The following is a 14880-nucleotide window of genomic DNA, read 5'->3' on the forward strand; positions in this document are numbered from 1 at the left end:
GGCCTTATCGGATCGGCGGGGAAAGAGTGCGCGAACGGCGCACATATTCTCCCGCTGATCTCGCCCCCCTGGGATCCTTAGAGGTGTCCTATGCCTTCACCCGCTCCGATTTCGGATCATACATCGGCTTCAGGGAAGCTTCGGCTTTCACTTTCACGCCGCAGACGTCGATCTCATAGACCGAACCCAGCACATCCGCTGCGCTTTCCCCCTCGCAGGGCACATAGCCCATGCCGATGGCGGCACCCAGCGTGTGGCCGTAGTTACCGGAGCTGAGATAGCCCACGTATTTTCCGTCGCGGATGATCGGCTCATTGTGGAACAAGAGCGGCTCGGGGTCGGTCAGCTTGAACTGAACCATGCGGTTCTTGGGGCCGCTCTCCTTGCGCTCCAGCACCGCGGCCTTGCCGATAAAGTCGTCCTTGCCGACGGCAACCGCAAAGCCAAGCCCTGCATCGATCACATTGTCTTCGCAAGTGATGTCGTGGCCGAAGTGGCGGAAGCCCTTCTCGATCCGGCAGCTGTCCATCATGTGCATGCCGCAAAGCTTGAGCCCCATGTTCTGGCCAGCCTCCCAGAGGGTTTCGAAGGCGTGGCCGGACATCTCCGCCGGGATGTAGATCTCCCAGCCCAGTTCGCCCACATAGGTCACCCGGTGGACACGGGCGAGCCCCATGCCAAGTTCGATCTCTTGCGCGGTGCCGAAGGGGTTCACCTCATTGGAGAAATCATTGGGCGAGACTTTCTGCAGCAGCTTGCGCGCGTTCGGGCCCATCACGGCCAGCACGCCCTCGCCTGCGGTCACATCGGTGAGCACGACGTTGAAACCGCCCTTGTTGCGCATCATCCAGGTCTGATCCGCCAGACGGGTCACTGCCGGGGTCACCACCAGATAGACGGTCTCGCTCAGGCGGGTGACGGTCACATCCGCCTCAATCCCGCCGCGGCTGTTCAGGAACTGGGTGTAGACGATCTTGCCCGCCGGAACCGAGACATTGGCACCGCAGATGTAGTTCAGGAACTTCTCCGCATCCGGGCCTTCGACGCGGATCTTGCCAAAGGAGGACATGTCGTACATGCCGACGTTTTCACGGACAGCGCGGTGTTCAGCTGCAGAATTTTCGAACCAGTTCTGGCGTTTCCAGCTGTACTGGTACTCGCGCTCCTGGCCTTCGTTCGCAAACCAGTTGGCGCGCTCCCAGCCGCCGATTTCGCCGAAAACGGCGCCCTGTTCCTTGAGGTGGTAGTGGAACGGGGTGCGGCGCACGCCGCGGGCGGTGGCCTTCTGGCGGTAGGGGAAATGGTCCGCATAGAGCAGGCCGAGGGTCTCTTTTGAACGCTCGAACAGGTAATGCTTGTTGCCCTGGAACGGGTGCATGCGGGAGATGTCCACATCGCCGAGATCAAACGGCTTCTGGCCGTCTTCCATCCACTGCGCCAGCGCCATGCCGGCACCGCCTGCAGACTGGATGCCGATTGAGTTGAAGCCTGCCGCGACCCAGAAATTGTCCATCTCCGGCGCCAGGCCCAGATGGTAGGCATCATCCGGGGTGAAGGATTCCGGACCGTTGAAGAAGGTATGGATGCCCGCCTCCGCCAGCAGCGGCATCCGGTTGCAGGCGGCTTCCAGGATCGGCTCGAAGTGGTCGAAATCCTCGGGCAGTTGGTCGAACTCAAAGCTGTCGGGTATGCCGTTCATCGCCCAGGGCTTGGCGTTCGGTTCAAACGCTCCCAGCAGGATCTTTCCTGCATCTTCTTTGTAGTAGGCGCATTCGTCCGGCACCCGCAGCACCGGCATCTGGGTCAGGCCTGCGATACCTTCGGTGACGATGTAGAAGTGCTCGCAGGCATGCAGCGGCACGTTGACGCCTGCCATGCGGCCAACCTCATGCCCCCACATGCCGGCGCAGTTCACCACCATGTCGCATTCAATATGGCCCTGCGCCCCGCCATCGTCGCTAACCCAGTCCACACCGGTGACGCGGCGGCCCTGTTTGGAGATGCCGGTGACCTTGATGCGCTCCTTGACCAGCGCGCCGCGCTTGCGGGCGCCCTTGGCCAGGGCCAGCGCGATGTTGGCCGGATCCGCCTGCCCGTCGGTCGGCAGCCAGACGCCGCCGGTCACGCCGTCCAGATTGATGTGCTCGTAGCGCTCCTTCACCTCCTTGGGCGACAGCTCCTCCACCGGCACGCCAAAGGCGCGCGCCATGGCGGCGTTGCGGTAGAGCTCCTCAAGCCGCTCATGGGTCAGGGCAGCGGACACCGACCCCACCTGACGCATACCCGTCGCGACTCCGGTTTCTGCCTCAAGCCCCAAATAGAGCTCGGCCGAATAGCGGGCGAGTTTGGTCATGTTGGAGGACGCGCGCAGTTGGCCGATCAGCCCCGCGGCATGCCATGTGGTGCCGGAGGTCAGCTGCTTACGCTCCAGCAGCACCACATCCTTCCAGCCGAGCTTGGTCAGGTGATAAGCTACCGAGCAGCCGATCACGCCGCCGCCGATAATGACAACACGGGCCTTGTTGGGAAGATCGCTCATCTTGTGTCTCCTGATCTCGTTTGATCAGACCCTGCCACAGATAGGCGACAGGAAATGTATGAAAAACGCCAATCTTGCCGCTGTATTCTCCGCCGCTAATCGGCGTGTTTCCGACGTCGCTCCATGGACTGGGAAGCGCGTCGTGACTTTCGCAGGGCAAATGGGGTAATGCCGAAAAAAGCCTTATACAGGGTCGAAAACCCGTTGGAGAATCCGCAGGCCAATCCGATTTCCCGCACGCTCATAGTGGTGTTGAGCAGCAGATTATTCGCCTTGTTCAGCCGCATTTCGCGGTAAAACCCGTTTGGAGTGGTCCCCAGAAAAGTATTGAACTTGCGCTCCAGCGATCGGGTCGAAATCCCCAGTTGATCCACGATCTCGTTGATCGGCAACGGGTCTTCGATGTGCTCCTGCATCACGCGAATGGCCTGATCGAGGTCAGCATCACCGGTAACCGTTGGCTTCACACCTGAGAAGGGTTGCAGCGATGCGTAATCGCGTATCTTGTCATGCAGCAGGATATTGGCAACCGTCACCTGGGCGGCGGCCGTTGTCAGCTGTCCAATCAGGGCCAGAACGATATCCACCGTCGACCCCATTCCGGCACAGGTCACAACCTGACCATCCTCGCTTGCAAGCGCGAAGTTGGCGTCAAACAATCCAATACGTTCGCGCATCAAAGTGGCGTTTTCCCAATGTGTCGTGTGGAGCGCCCCCTGCTTTCCGCTGTCGCGGATGTACCTGCTTGCCGCCTCAGCCAGCAGATAGACTTTGGCTCCGCGCGCGCGGTATCTGCTGATCAGCGGCCCCATCGACAGCGCAGGGCAATCGGGATCCGTGTTGCCAAGAACAAAAACACAATCCGCCTCGGCGCGGCTTGCAAAAGGCTCCGTCTCGACAAATGCACCCGCCCGGCAGCCGATCTGACCACCCGCTGCGGAGCGAAGGGTCCAGGAGAACGGTGGCTGCGCCAACACCCGATTGGCCAGGCGCAACGGCTCCACCACGGCGGAAAATTCCGTCAAGACGAAACCTTCGCTCAGCAGGATATCAACCTGCCACCGACGTCCCCCAGGGGCGGGGCCCCCGGAGGTCGCGCGAGGGTCAGGCCCGGAGCCGGTCATTGCCCGGATCCCACAGTGGTTCGTCTTTTTGAACCACCGCACGGTATTTCTCACCGTAGATTTCGATCTCCAGTTCGGTTCCGGGCACCGCCAACTCAGGTCGCACCATGCCCAGCGCGATGGAGGCATTCACACGGTAGCCCCAGTCGCCGGAAGTGGTTTCGCCCACGATTTCCCCGTCCTTCCAGATGCAGGACATGTAGGGCGCATCCGCCTCACCGGCGTCGACAATCAGGGTGACAAAGGATTTCTTCACCCCCCGCTGCTTTTCGGCCTGGATCGCGGCCTTGCCCGGGAAATCCTGCGGTTTGTCCAGCTTGACGAACCGCTCCAGCCCGCCTTCAAGCAGCGAGTAGTCGGTGGACAGGTCACCCTTCCAGGTGCGGTAGCCCTTTTCGATGCGCAGGGCGTTCAGCGCGTACATGCCAAACGGCTTGGCGCCGCCCGCCAGCAGGGCCTCGTAAATCTCCGGTTGATGCGCGTTGGCGCAATGGACCTCCCAGCCCAGTTCGCCAGCAAAGGACACCCGCGCCAGGAAGGCGGGCTTGCCCGCGACCGTGGCTTCCTGATGGGTCAGCCAGCCCAGCGACAGATCGGCATCCGAGATGCCCGCCAGCAGCTCCCGCGATTTCGGGCCGGTGACGATCATGGTTGCAAATTCGGTGGTGCGGTCGGTCAGGGTCAGGCCCTCGGGCAGCGCCTTCTTCAGGATCTCGAAGTCGTGCCACTGGGCCGAGCCCGCGGTGATCAGGGTGAAGTGGTCCTCGCCATGACGGATGCAGGACATCTCCGTCAGGATACGGCCGCGGTTATCTGCGAAGTAGACCAGGTTCATCCGGCCCGCCTTGGGCAGACCCCCGGTGATCATCCCGCGCAGAAACTCGGCTGCGCCCTCACCGTCCAGGTTGAAACGGGAGAAACCCGGCAGGTCCAGCACGCCAACATCGTCGCGGACCGCTTCGCATTCTTCCTTGATCCGCTGCTGCCACGGGCCGGAGCGGCCCCAGGTATGGGTGGCCTCCTCGGAGGTGTCGTCACCATCCTTTGCAAACCAGTTGGCGCGCTCCCAGCCGTTGTAGGCGCCCATCTGGCCGCCGAGCTCCTTGATGCGGCAATGCACCTGGCTGACTTTCTTGTCGCGCGCTGCCGGCCATTCGTGATGCGGAAAGTGCATGGCGTATTCGTTGCCGTAGACTTCCATGCCTTTCTTGTCGCAGTAATCCTGGTCGGTGTAGTCGGTGTAACGGCGCGGATCGCAGGACCACATGTCCCACTCGGTCTGGCCGTCGGCGATCCACTCCGCCAGCACCTTGCCGGCACCGCCGCCCTGGGCGATGCCAAAGGTAAAGACACAGGCCTCGAACGCGTTGTCCACGCCCGGCATCGGGCCCAGCAGCGGCAGACCGTCGGGGGCATAGGGAATCGGGCCGTTGATCACGCTGGAGACGCCGGTGGACGCCATCAGCGGCACCCGCTCCATCGCGTCGGTGACGATATCCTCGATCCGGTCCAGATCGTCCGACCACAGCTGGAACGAAAAATCGTCCGGCATCCGGTCGTCCTCGGTCATCCAATGGCCTTTGCAGTTCGGCTCGTACGGCCCGAGGTTGTAGCCATTCTTTTCCTGACGCAGGTAATAGGACACATCCACGTCGCGGATCAGCGGCAGCTTCTTGCCGGTCTTCTTGGTGTGTTCTTCGATCTCGGGGATCTGCTCGGTCAGCAGATACTGGTGACTCATCACCATCATCGGCACGGTGCGCCCGCCATAGGGCTTGAACCACTCGCCGACACGCTGGGCATAGTAACCGGAGGCGTTCACCACAAATTCACAGGCGATATCGCCCTTTTCAGTATGCACGATCCAGGTCTTGTCGTCCTTCTGGGTGACACCGGTTGCCGGGCAGAAGCGGATGATCCTCGCGCCCATGTCGCGGGCGCCCTTGGCTAGCGCCTGCGTCACCTGCGCCGGGTCGATGTCGCCGTCTGACGGATCCCACAGCACCCCCTTCAGATCGTGGGTTTCCAGGAAAGGGTAGCGCTCCTTGGCCTGCTCAGGCGTCCATATCTCCATCCCGATGCCCTGATAGCGGCCCATGGAGCAGGCGCGTTCAAACTCGTGCATTCGCTCCTTGGTATGGGCCAGACGGATAGAGCCGGTCTGATGATAGTTCATCGGATAGTCGACCTCTTCACCGAGGCGGTCATACAGCTCGGTCGAGTAGCGCTGCATGTTCATGATCGCCCAAGAGGTCGAGAATGTCGGAACATTGCCCGCCGCATGCCATGTCGAACCGGCTGTCAGTTCGTTCTTTTCCAGGAGGACGCAATCCGTCCATCCCTTCTTCCCAAGATGATACAGTGCCGAACAGCCGACGACGCCACCGCCGATGATGACCACACGGGCCTTGTTTGGAAAATCGGACATGATTGCTCCCTGATGTCAGTCCTCTTGCGGCACGCCGTCCGCGATGTCGTAGTAGTCGCCCTTGTCCGCAACAAAGATATGCTTCTCCAGGGAGACACCGGTAGGTGCCTCGACCGAGCCAAGCGAAAAACAGATCGCGTCCCCATCTTCAGCTTTCCAGAACAGAAACGATCCGCAACGGGCGCAGAAACCCCGTTTCGCCACCGGACTGGCCGCGTACCAGCTCACCTCGCCGGAGATCATCAGCTCTGCCTCCGGCACGCGAGCCGACGACCATATACCCCCGGATTGCCGACGGCATTGGCCGCAGTGACACATCGAGGCGCCCTGCGGTTGGGCGGATGTCTCATAATGAATACCCCCGCAAAGACAGGACCCCCTGATCATCTTGCAACCTCCAGGTTGGGAGCGCTGCTCGCGCCGAGCAGAACGCCGTAAACAATGAAACAAATTGCCAGCAGGCGACGGATCCAGACGCTGAAGACGGCTTTCATCGCAGCTTTTCCCAGGCCGGCACCCAGCAGGGTAAAACCGGTGTAACTCAGAGTGGTCAGACCCAAGGCAGTGGGCACGATCACCAGCATCTGGTCCCAGACCGGCACGTCCGGCTGGATGAACTGCGAGAACGCGGCGAGATAACCCGCCACGCTCTTCGGATTGATCACGGCCACCGCCAAGGCGTGCAGGTAGATGTGACGGGCGGGCCGGACAGTGGCCGGAACCGGGCGTCTCGCGTTGCGCCAACCACGCCAACCCAGATAAATCAGAAACCCGGCGCCAATCAGCTTGGCCACCAGAAATCCGGTGGGCGAGGCTGCGATCAGAGTCGTCACCCCCAGGGCCGACAGCAATAGGAACAACGTCGCTTGCGTCAGGATCGCCAGAACACCGACCATTGCACGCCCAAACCCCAAGGCCATTCCGTTGGAGATACAATTCACCGCATTCGGCCCGGGTGTGGTCACGAAGACAGCCCAGAACAACGCAAATATGATCCAGGCATCAATACTCATCAGTACACCGGCGGAGCAATAACCCAGACCGCGACGGCCGGTGTGTCATAGGGGTTGGCCCATTGGTACGGCTCTTCCTTGATCCGGAAACTGTCGCCGGGCCCCACGGTGAAACTGCGCCCCCCGATCAGCAGGTCCAACCGGCCTGAAATCATGTAGCCAACCTCCTGCGTCGGGCGGTCGGCGGGGGTCTGCATCCGCGAATGCGGACGAAAGGTGGAGTGCACCATCTCGAAGTCATCGGTCAGATCGGGCGACAGCAGTTCTTCGATCAGACCTTCGTCGCCCGACCCCATCGGACGGCGCGCGCCTGCGCGGACAATGTACCCCTGTTCTGAAACCGGCGCCGCCGAATGGGCAAACAACATCGACATCGGCACATCCAACGAGCTGGCAATCGCTCTAAGATCAGAAATCGACGGCTCCGACATATCCCGCTCGACCTGGCTCAACCAGCCAACAGACCGACCAAGACGTCCCGCAAGATCGGCAAGCGTCACGCCACGCGCCTTACGCAAGGCGCGCAGATCCGCACCGAGTGTTGCGTGATATGGTGATTGATCTGTCACAGGGGCTCCATGAAAAAGCGGGTCATTTTTTCACGATGCACTGGCTTTGTGAAATTTCAAAGCCTTTTTTCATGAACGGCCCTGACAAACAAAAACCGGGGCCATAAAGGCGCCCGGCTTCGTCATCTTTCCAGAAATACTCTGGGGTGAGGCCGTCAGGCCGAGGGGCAACGCCCCTTGATCACCGAATCAATCGGCGCGGCTGAAGACCTGCTTCAATATGAGCGTCAGCTGCTCTGCGTCTTCTTGCGTGAAGGCATCCGGCTGATCGCTGTCGATATCAAACACGCCGATCAGCGCTCCGTCGCGGTTCCAGACCGGCAGCACCAACTCGGACCGTGTCGATGACGCACATGCGATATGGCCCGGAAAGGCGTCAACATCGGCGACCAGCTGCACCTCACCGCTGCGCGCCGCTGCTCCGCAGACGCCGCGTGAAAACGGGATCTGCAAACATCCATGCCCACCCTGATAGGGGCCAATCTTCAGCAATTGCGGCGCCACTACCCGATAAAACCCAGTCCAGTTGAACCGATCATCGCTGTGGTGGATCTCACAGGTCACGGTTGCCATCAGCGCAACTTCGTCAGTCTCGCCCTCAGTCAGTGCAGCGATAGTCTTGGCAAGTGTTTCGTACTCGACCTGCAAGAGCAGCCCTCCTCAAGTGTAGCAGAGGGGGCTGTCTGCCCCCTCTTGACCTTAAGGTCAATTCACCCCCGAGAGTATTTTGGTAAAGGTGACATTCACACCCGCTCGATCGCGATTGCCGTTCCCTCGCCGCCGCCGATACAGATGGCAGCGATCCCCCGTTTGAGACCGCGTTTTTCCAGCGCGTTGAGCAAGGTCACAATAATCCGCGCACCAGAGGCCCCAATCGGATGCCCCAACGCGCAGGCACCGCCGTTCACATTCACCTTGTCGCGCGGCAGCCCCATTTCACGCATGAAGGCCATGGGCACAACTGCGAAGGCTTCATTCACCTCCCACAGGTCGACATCATCGGTGGTCCAGCCGATCTTCTCCATCAGCTTCTTCGCTGCTGGGACTGGAGCAGTTGTGAACAGACCCGGCGCCTGTGCGTGGCTTGCATGCCCCATGATCCGGGCGCGTATGGTCAAGCCTTGCGCCTCGGCAGCCTCCTGCGAGGCCAGAACCAAGGCCGCCGCGCCATCGGAGATCGAGGAGGCATTTGCTGCCGTTACGGTGCCATCCTTGCGGAAGGCCGGTTTGAGCGTCGGGATCTTGTCGGGGCGCGCCGATTTCGGCTGCTCATCGGCATCCGTCACGACCTCGCCTTTCCGAGTTTTTACGGTGACAGCTGCGATTTCACCGTCAAACGCACCGCTTTCCTGTGCGGCCAGCGCATTGGATAGCGATGTCAGCGCGTATTCGTCCTGCGCTTCACGGGTGAATTGATAGGTCTCAGCGCAATCCTCGGCAAAGCTCCCCATCAGGCGGCCCTTGTCATAGGCGTCCTCGAGGCCGTCGAGAAACATATGATCAACCACCTGCCCGTGCCCGATCCGCGCGCCATTGCGCATCTTCGGCAGAAGATAAGGCGCATTGGTCATGCTCTCCATACCGCCCGCAACCATGGTATCGGTCTGCCCAAGCGCGATCTGATCATAAGCAATCATCGCGGCCTTCATCCCGGAGCCACACATCTTGTTCAGCGTCGTTGCAGGCACCTCTTCTCCGAGGCCAGCCGCAAACCCGGCCTGTCGCGCGGGCGCCTGGCCCTGGCCCGCCGGAAGGACGCAGCCCATCAGGACCTCATCCACCGTGCTGGCGCCTGCCCCCTCAAGAGCTGCGCGGATTGCAGCGCCGCCGAGGTCGGCGGCCGCGACGCCGTCGTACATGCCCTGAAAACCTCCCATCGGGGTTCGGGCCGCGCCTGCGATCACTACATTTTTCATCTAATATTCCTCCTAATCTCGAAATAGTGCATACAAAATCGTAAGGATTGACGTCTAGTTTGATCGTCAACACATATTGACGCGGGGACACTCATGAGCCTGACGAGCACAACAGCAGATGGTACACAGATCGTGACCGTCAATGCCGAACGCATTGATGCAGCGATGGCCATCCAATTCAAAGAAGACATGCGCGCGACCACCGAAAATGGCCCTGATCGCGTCATTCTTGATCTGTCCGAAGTAAAATTCATCGATTCCAGCGGTCTTGGTGCTATTGTAGCTGCTATGAAGCAGCTCGGACAGGGCCGAAAACTGGATCTCGCCGGGCTGACGCCGATGGTCGACAAGGTGTTTCGACTGACGCGAATGGATACTGTTTTTGATTTGTATGCGTCACTGAGCGACGCAACGACTGCCACCCGCATCGATTCTTGACCCCACGCGTGTTTGTAACGCGGAGCGAAAAGACTATGGTAGAAACCTTTTCCTGCACGTTCACGGCAACGGAACTGGATGCCAGATCCGGTGTACAGGATGTTGTGGCGCGGCTGCGCAAAATGGGCATCCCGGAAGCCCGGGCGGATGAGGTGCAGATCGCCTTGACTGAGGCGGTGAACAACGTTGTCGAACATGCCTATGCCGGCATGGACATCGGGGATGTCCGCATACGGTGCAATCTGCACCCTGACCAGCTGTGGATCTCGATTGGCGACGGAGGCGCTCCGTTCAAGGATGGCGAATTGCCGATCGCGACCGCGCATGACTTGACTGTTGAGACCGACCAGCTGCCAGAAGGCGGCTTTGGCTGGCTGCTGATCCGCGAACTCACCTCAGATGTGCAATACAAGCGAGATGACAGCGGCAACAACCTTTCCCTGTGTTTCGAAATTCAGATGCGCAACGCCAATAGCGCGTGACGTCTAGCGCCCGAGTTCCGGCATCCAGCGCCACCATGCGGACGGAACATTCGCCACCCGGCGGCGAACACCAGATCTCCTCTCTCCTCTTTATCGCTCGGTTCATCGGGCTACAGGCGGCGCCAGTGCAGATGATCTGCGCCGGAACGGCGCCATTCCGCATTGCGCCGTAGCGACAGCGGCGACTCATTCATCCTCCTTTGTCGTTGCCTTTGCGTCCGTGCGACCTAAGCTGCCTTCCAGTTACAGGAGGCACCATGCGCGATTTTCACTTCCCCGGACGGTCGGCGGTCTTTGCCGAAAATGGTCTTTGCGCCACATCTCATCCGCTGGCGGCGGGCGCGGCCATAGACATTCTGAAACGCGGCGGCAACGCGATGGATGCCGCAATCGCTGGCGCGGTGCTGCTTGGCATCTGTGAACCGCAAATGACCGGGATTGGTGGCGATTGTTTTGTTCTTTACTCCCGCCCCGGCTCGCCGGTTATGGCCCTGAACGGATCGGGGCGTGCCGCCGCGGCCGCCAACGCGGCCGGGCTGCGGGCGAATGGGTTGAGCGCGGTTCCCCTGACCAGCGCCCATGCAGTGACCATACCCGGTGCAATCGATGCCTTCTGCAAACTCTCCGATACCGAAGGGCGGTTGGGGCTGGATGCCATCCTTGCCCCTGCTATCCACTATGCGGAAGTTGGGGTTCCGGTGGCTCCGCGAGTGGCCTTTGACTGGCAGAACGATGCCGACACGCTTCAGGGCAGCGCCCGCGACCAGTATCTTATTGATGGTGAGCCACCGCGGATCGGGCAGATATTTCGCGCTCCAGGTCAGGCCGAGGTATTGCGGCGCGTCGCCAAAGACGGGCGTGATGCGTTTTATACGGGCGAGGTCGCCGAAGATATGATTGCTGCGTTGCAAGCCCGCGGCGGGTTGCAAAGCAGCAAGGATTTTGCCGCTACACAGGCTGACGTCACCATACCAGTTGTCGGCAGCTACAAGGATATCGAGCTGGTCGAACACCCGCCAAATGGTCAGGGGGCCACCGCTATTCTGATGCTGAATATCCTGAAGCATTTCGATATGGCAGGCATGAACCCAGTTGGCGCAGAACGTATTCACATCGAAGCCGAAGCCGCAAAGCTCGCCTATGATGCGCGCAACCGGTTCATTGCGGATCCAGATCACACGGTCCGTTTGGACCATATGCTGGCGCCGGAAACGGCGGTGCGCCTGGCCGAGCTGATCAATCCGAAGCGCGCGATGGCTGCACCTGCTCCGATCAGTGAGGCAGTGCATAAAGACACGATCTATATCACCGTCGTCGACAAGGACCGCATGGCCGTTTCGCTGATCTATTCGATCTTCCACGGTTTCGGATCGGGGATCGCCTCCGACAAGTTTGGCATTTTGTTGCAAAACCGCGGCGCAGGTTTCACCTTGGAAGAGGGCCACCCCAACATGCTGGCAGGCGGCAAGCGGCCAATGCACACCATCATTCCGGGAATGCTGTGCAAGGAAGGCGCGGTCACCATGCCCTTTGGCGTGATGGGTGGTGCCTACCAGCCCAATGGTCACGCGCGATTCGTCTCTAACATGACGGATTTTCGCATGGATCCCCAGGCGGCGATCGATTTGCCCCGCGCCTTTGCCGATGGCGCCACCCTGAAGGTCGAACGCGGCTACAGCGATGCGGTGAGACAAGAGCTCGCGGATATGGGACACAACATCGCGATACCGGAGACCGCAATTGGCGGAGCACAGGCGATCCAGATTCATCGCTCAGGTGTGCTGGAAGGTGCCAGCGACCCTCGGAAAGATGGCTGCGCTCTGGGGTATTAAACCGCACGACAAGACGGCGATTGAGAGAAATGGATCTTCGCACTTTGGCCGCGCCTGTGCGGAGTTCATAAGGCTGAGGTCCAGACGCCTGCCGCTTATATCAGTTCAGTTGATAATGCAGCTCATAGCTGCCTTCGTCAAAACTTCCGAACATCTCTGGAATATCGGGGTGCCCCACAGGTTCGCCGGAATAGTCGGCGATCAGGTTCTGTTCCGACACATAGGCCACGTAGTAGGTCTGATCGTTTTCCGCCAGCAGATGGTAATACGGCTGGTCCTTCACCGGGCGGCTGTCTTCGGGAATGGCCTCGTACCATTCCTCGGTATTGGCAAACTCTGGATCGACGTCGAACACAACTCCGCGAAAGGGATGTTTGCGGTGGCGGACAACCTGTCCCAGATTATATTTTGCGCGCGTTCTAAGCATGAATGCTGTTCCTATCGCCTCATGATACTCTGCGACAAGGGAAAATGTCGAATCCACGGCCCGGTTTCGCCGGAAACACTGTGTCATTCACGGTAGAACAATGCTGTCGCCATATACCTGCGCCTTCTGAGCCCTCGGCAAACAGCCGCGATAGCGCTCGGGTGCAGGGCTTTGCGCAGATGAACCCTTGGTTTCTGGGCAGCCAGCTTTCATATAGGGGGCAAGTTGGAAATGGAGAGCAAGCGCATGATCGATATTCTTGGCGGCGCGGGAGATATGGCCCCCGCAGGTGATCTGGTCAAAGACGTGACCGAGGCAACATTCATGCAGGACATTGTCGATGCGTCGATGCACGCGCCGGTGATCGTCGATTTCTGGGCTCCTTGGTGTGGCCCCTGCAAAACACTTGGACCCGCGCTGGAAGCTGCCGTGACCAAGGCAAAAGGCGCCGTCACCATGGCGAAGATCGACGTGGATCAGAACCAGCGTCTGGTTCAGGCCCTCTCGCAGCAAGGACTTCCTTTGCAGTCAATCCCGACGGTTGTCGCCTTTGTTCAGGGGCGGCCCATTGACATGTTTCAGGGCGCGGTAGCGCCATCTGAAATCGACGCATTCATCAAACGTGCAATCGAAGCAGCTGGTGGCAGCGCGGACGGCGGGCTGGGCGAAGCTGTCGAAGCGGCCGAGCAGATGCTGTCCGATGGTGATTTCGCGGATGCGGCGCAAACTTTCGCCGCCGTGCTTGGCGAAGATGATCACAGCGCCGCCGCCTACGGGGGGCTGGCACGCGCCCATGTCGCCATGGGAGAACTCGACCAGGCGGAGGCGGTGCTCAATGGCGCACCTGCCGATATCTCCGATGCCGCAGAAATCGAGGCCGCTCATGCCCAGATCGCCCTGGCTCGTCAGGCCGAGAATGCAGGTCCCGTGACGGAATTGCGCGCAACCGTGGACGCCTACCCCGAGGACCATCAGGCCCGGTTTGATCTGGCACAGGCCCTGCACGCAGCTGGCGACACCCAAGCCGCAGTGGATGAACTCCTGACATTGTTCCGCAAAGACCAAGAGTGGAACGACGGAGCGGCCAAAGCACAGTTGTTCACAATTTTCGACGCTCTGAAGCCAAACGATCCGATTGTCCTCAATGGTCGGCGCAAACTCAGCTCCATCATATTTGCCTAGGGCGGCGCCAGCGCTACAGTCCCTAGCATGATACAGGTTGCTGATCTGCCCGACACTCTGCCGGTGTTTCCGCTGCCCGGGGCGTTGCTCTTGCCCCGGGCGCGATTGCCGTTGCACATATTCGAACCGCGCTACCTGCAAATGCTGGAGGATGCGCTCAAGACGCCACACCGGATGATCGGCATGATACAGCCGTTCCCGTCGAAAACCGGCGACAGTAGCCTGCACAGCATAGGCTGCGCTGGACGGGTGACGCAGTTTTCGGAAACCGAAGATGGCCGCTATCTGATTACCTTGTCCGGCGTCTCACGGTTTCGGATCAAGACCGAGATCAATGGGTTCACGCCATATCGGCGGTGCGATGTCGACTGGGACGGGTTTCATCGCGATCTGGGCCGGGTTGAGGCGGATGACGATTTCAACCGCGCCCGCTTTCTAGAGCTGCTCGAACGTTTCTTTGAATCGCGCAACCTTTCGACAGATTGGGATGCCCTGAAGGACGCCGAGGACGAGCTACTGATCAACTCCTTGTCGATGATGCTCGATTTCGACCCCGAAGACAAACAGGCCTTGCTCGAAGCGCCCTGCCTTGCCACAAGGCGCGAGACCCTGGTCACATTGATCGAATTCGCCCTTCGCGGCGGCTCGCATGAGGAAATTCTGCAATGAGCATTGAACCGTCTTCCACCGGAGCCAGTGAGGCGCCCTTTGACCGCCGGATGCTTGAGGCACTGGTTTGCCCGCGCACGCAGACGGTCCTTGAATACGATGCCTCAGCGCAGGAGCTGATATCGCGCGCGGCCAATCTGGCCTTTCCGATCCGCAATGGCATTCCTGTCATGCTTGAGGGCGAGGCGCGCGTTCTGGACTAGGCCGATACCTGCCGCAATGCGATCGAAGCTGAAATCTTGATGTGGCCGGGCAAGTTTT

The 14880-nt window shown here is 60.2% G+C and carries 15 protein-coding genes; 6 read left to right on the plus strand and 9 right to left on the minus strand.

Annotated elements, in window-relative coordinates; translation table 11 throughout:
• Positions 1–88: 88 nt before the first annotated feature.
• The 8 genes from VWY75_RS18805 to VWY75_RS18840 all read right to left on the minus strand — a co-directional run bounded on the left by VWY75_RS18805 (position 89) and on the right by VWY75_RS18840 (position 9589).
• On the minus strand, positions 89–2539 hold the full coding sequence (locus VWY75_RS18805) for a GcvT family protein (protein WP_416537656.1): 2451 nt from the start codon (positions 2537–2539) through the stop codon (positions 89–91).
• A 95-nt stretch (positions 2540–2634) separates the two neighbouring features.
• Complete coding sequence (locus VWY75_RS18810; protein WP_416537657.1) at positions 2635–3663, minus strand: GlxA family transcriptional regulator; 1029 nt, start codon at positions 3661–3663, stop codon at positions 2635–2637.
• On the minus strand, positions 3644–6091 hold the full coding sequence (locus tag VWY75_RS18815; RefSeq protein WP_416537658.1) for a GcvT family protein: 2448 nt from the start codon (positions 6089–6091) through the stop codon (positions 3644–3646). Before VWY75_RS18815 ends, VWY75_RS18810 begins: the two co-directional genes overlap by 20 nt.
• A gap of 15 nt (positions 6092–6106) precedes the next feature.
• Positions 6107–6478 (minus strand): GFA family protein, encoded by a 372-nt coding sequence (locus VWY75_RS18820; RefSeq protein WP_416537659.1) that lies wholly within the window; start codon positions 6476–6478, stop codon positions 6107–6109.
• The gene (locus tag VWY75_RS18825) at positions 6475–7104 is read right to left on the minus strand and encodes a LysE family translocator (protein ID WP_416537660.1); all 630 of its coding nucleotides are present in this window, start codon (positions 7102–7104) and stop codon (positions 6475–6477) included. Before VWY75_RS18825 ends, VWY75_RS18820 begins: the two co-directional genes overlap by 4 nt.
• Positions 7104–7673 (minus strand): helix-turn-helix domain-containing protein, encoded by a 570-nt coding sequence (locus VWY75_RS18830; protein ID WP_340546917.1) that lies wholly within the window; start codon positions 7671–7673, stop codon positions 7104–7106. The genes VWY75_RS18825 and VWY75_RS18830 overlap by 1 nt, the downstream gene beginning before the upstream one ends.
• Before the next feature lie 189 nt (positions 7674–7862).
• The gene (locus tag VWY75_RS18835; RefSeq protein ID WP_416534474.1) at positions 7863–8321 is read right to left on the minus strand and encodes a GAF domain-containing protein; all 459 of its coding nucleotides are present in this window, start codon (positions 8319–8321) and stop codon (positions 7863–7865) included.
• Between the two features lie 95 nt (positions 8322–8416).
• Positions 8417–9589: a thiolase family protein gene (locus VWY75_RS18840; RefSeq protein WP_416534473.1), complete on the minus strand. Its 1173-nt coding sequence runs from the start codon at positions 9587–9589 to the stop codon at positions 8417–8419.
• A 93-nt stretch (positions 9590–9682) separates the two neighbouring features.
• Here VWY75_RS18840 and VWY75_RS18845 point away from each other — a divergent pair, with 93 nt between their 5' ends.
• The 3 genes from VWY75_RS18845 (at position 9683) to VWY75_RS18855 (ending at position 12341) form a co-directional block, all read left to right on the plus strand.
• Positions 9683–10027, plus strand: coding sequence for an STAS domain-containing protein (locus VWY75_RS18845; RefSeq protein ID WP_340546920.1), 345 nt, complete (start codon positions 9683–9685; stop codon positions 10025–10027).
• Between the two features lie 35 nt (positions 10028–10062).
• Positions 10063–10509, plus strand: a complete 447-nt coding sequence (locus VWY75_RS18850; protein WP_340546921.1) for an ATP-binding protein — start codon at positions 10063–10065, stop codon at positions 10507–10509.
• A 257-nt stretch (positions 10510–10766) separates the two neighbouring features.
• A complete protein-coding gene (locus VWY75_RS18855) occupies positions 10767–12341 on the plus strand; it encodes a gamma-glutamyltransferase family protein (protein ID WP_416537661.1) in 1575 nt (524 codons plus the stop codon).
• A gap of 100 nt (positions 12342–12441) precedes the next feature.
• Here VWY75_RS18855 and hspQ read toward each other — a convergent pair whose 3' ends face one another.
• Positions 12442–12768, minus strand: a complete 327-nt coding sequence (gene hspQ / locus VWY75_RS18860) for a heat shock protein HspQ (RefSeq protein ID WP_340546923.1) — start codon at positions 12766–12768, stop codon at positions 12442–12444.
• 246 nt (positions 12769–13014) lie between these two features.
• Here hspQ and VWY75_RS18865 point away from each other — a divergent pair, with 246 nt between their 5' ends.
• Genes VWY75_RS18865 through VWY75_RS18875 form a run of 3 tightly spaced genes read left to right on the plus strand, consistent with a single transcriptional unit; the run spans position 13015 to position 14822 of the window.
• The gene (locus VWY75_RS18865) at positions 13015–13950 is read left to right on the plus strand and encodes a tetratricopeptide repeat protein (protein ID WP_416537662.1); all 936 of its coding nucleotides are present in this window, start codon (positions 13015–13017) and stop codon (positions 13948–13950) included.
• 27 nt (positions 13951–13977) lie between these two features.
• Complete coding sequence (locus tag VWY75_RS18870) at positions 13978–14619, plus strand: LON peptidase substrate-binding domain-containing protein (protein ID WP_416537663.1); 642 nt, start codon at positions 13978–13980, stop codon at positions 14617–14619.
• Positions 14616–14822: a Trm112 family protein gene (locus VWY75_RS18875; RefSeq protein ID WP_340546926.1), complete on the plus strand. Its 207-nt coding sequence runs from the start codon at positions 14616–14618 to the stop codon at positions 14820–14822. The genes VWY75_RS18870 and VWY75_RS18875 overlap by 4 nt, the downstream gene beginning before the upstream one ends.
• Positions 14823–14880 lie beyond the last annotated feature (58 nt).

It is taken from the genome of Phaeobacter sp. JH20_08 (assembly GCF_048056635.1).
In the GTDB taxonomy this organism is placed as follows: domain Bacteria; phylum Pseudomonadota; class Alphaproteobacteria; order Rhodobacterales; family Rhodobacteraceae; genus Phaeobacter; species Phaeobacter bryozoorum.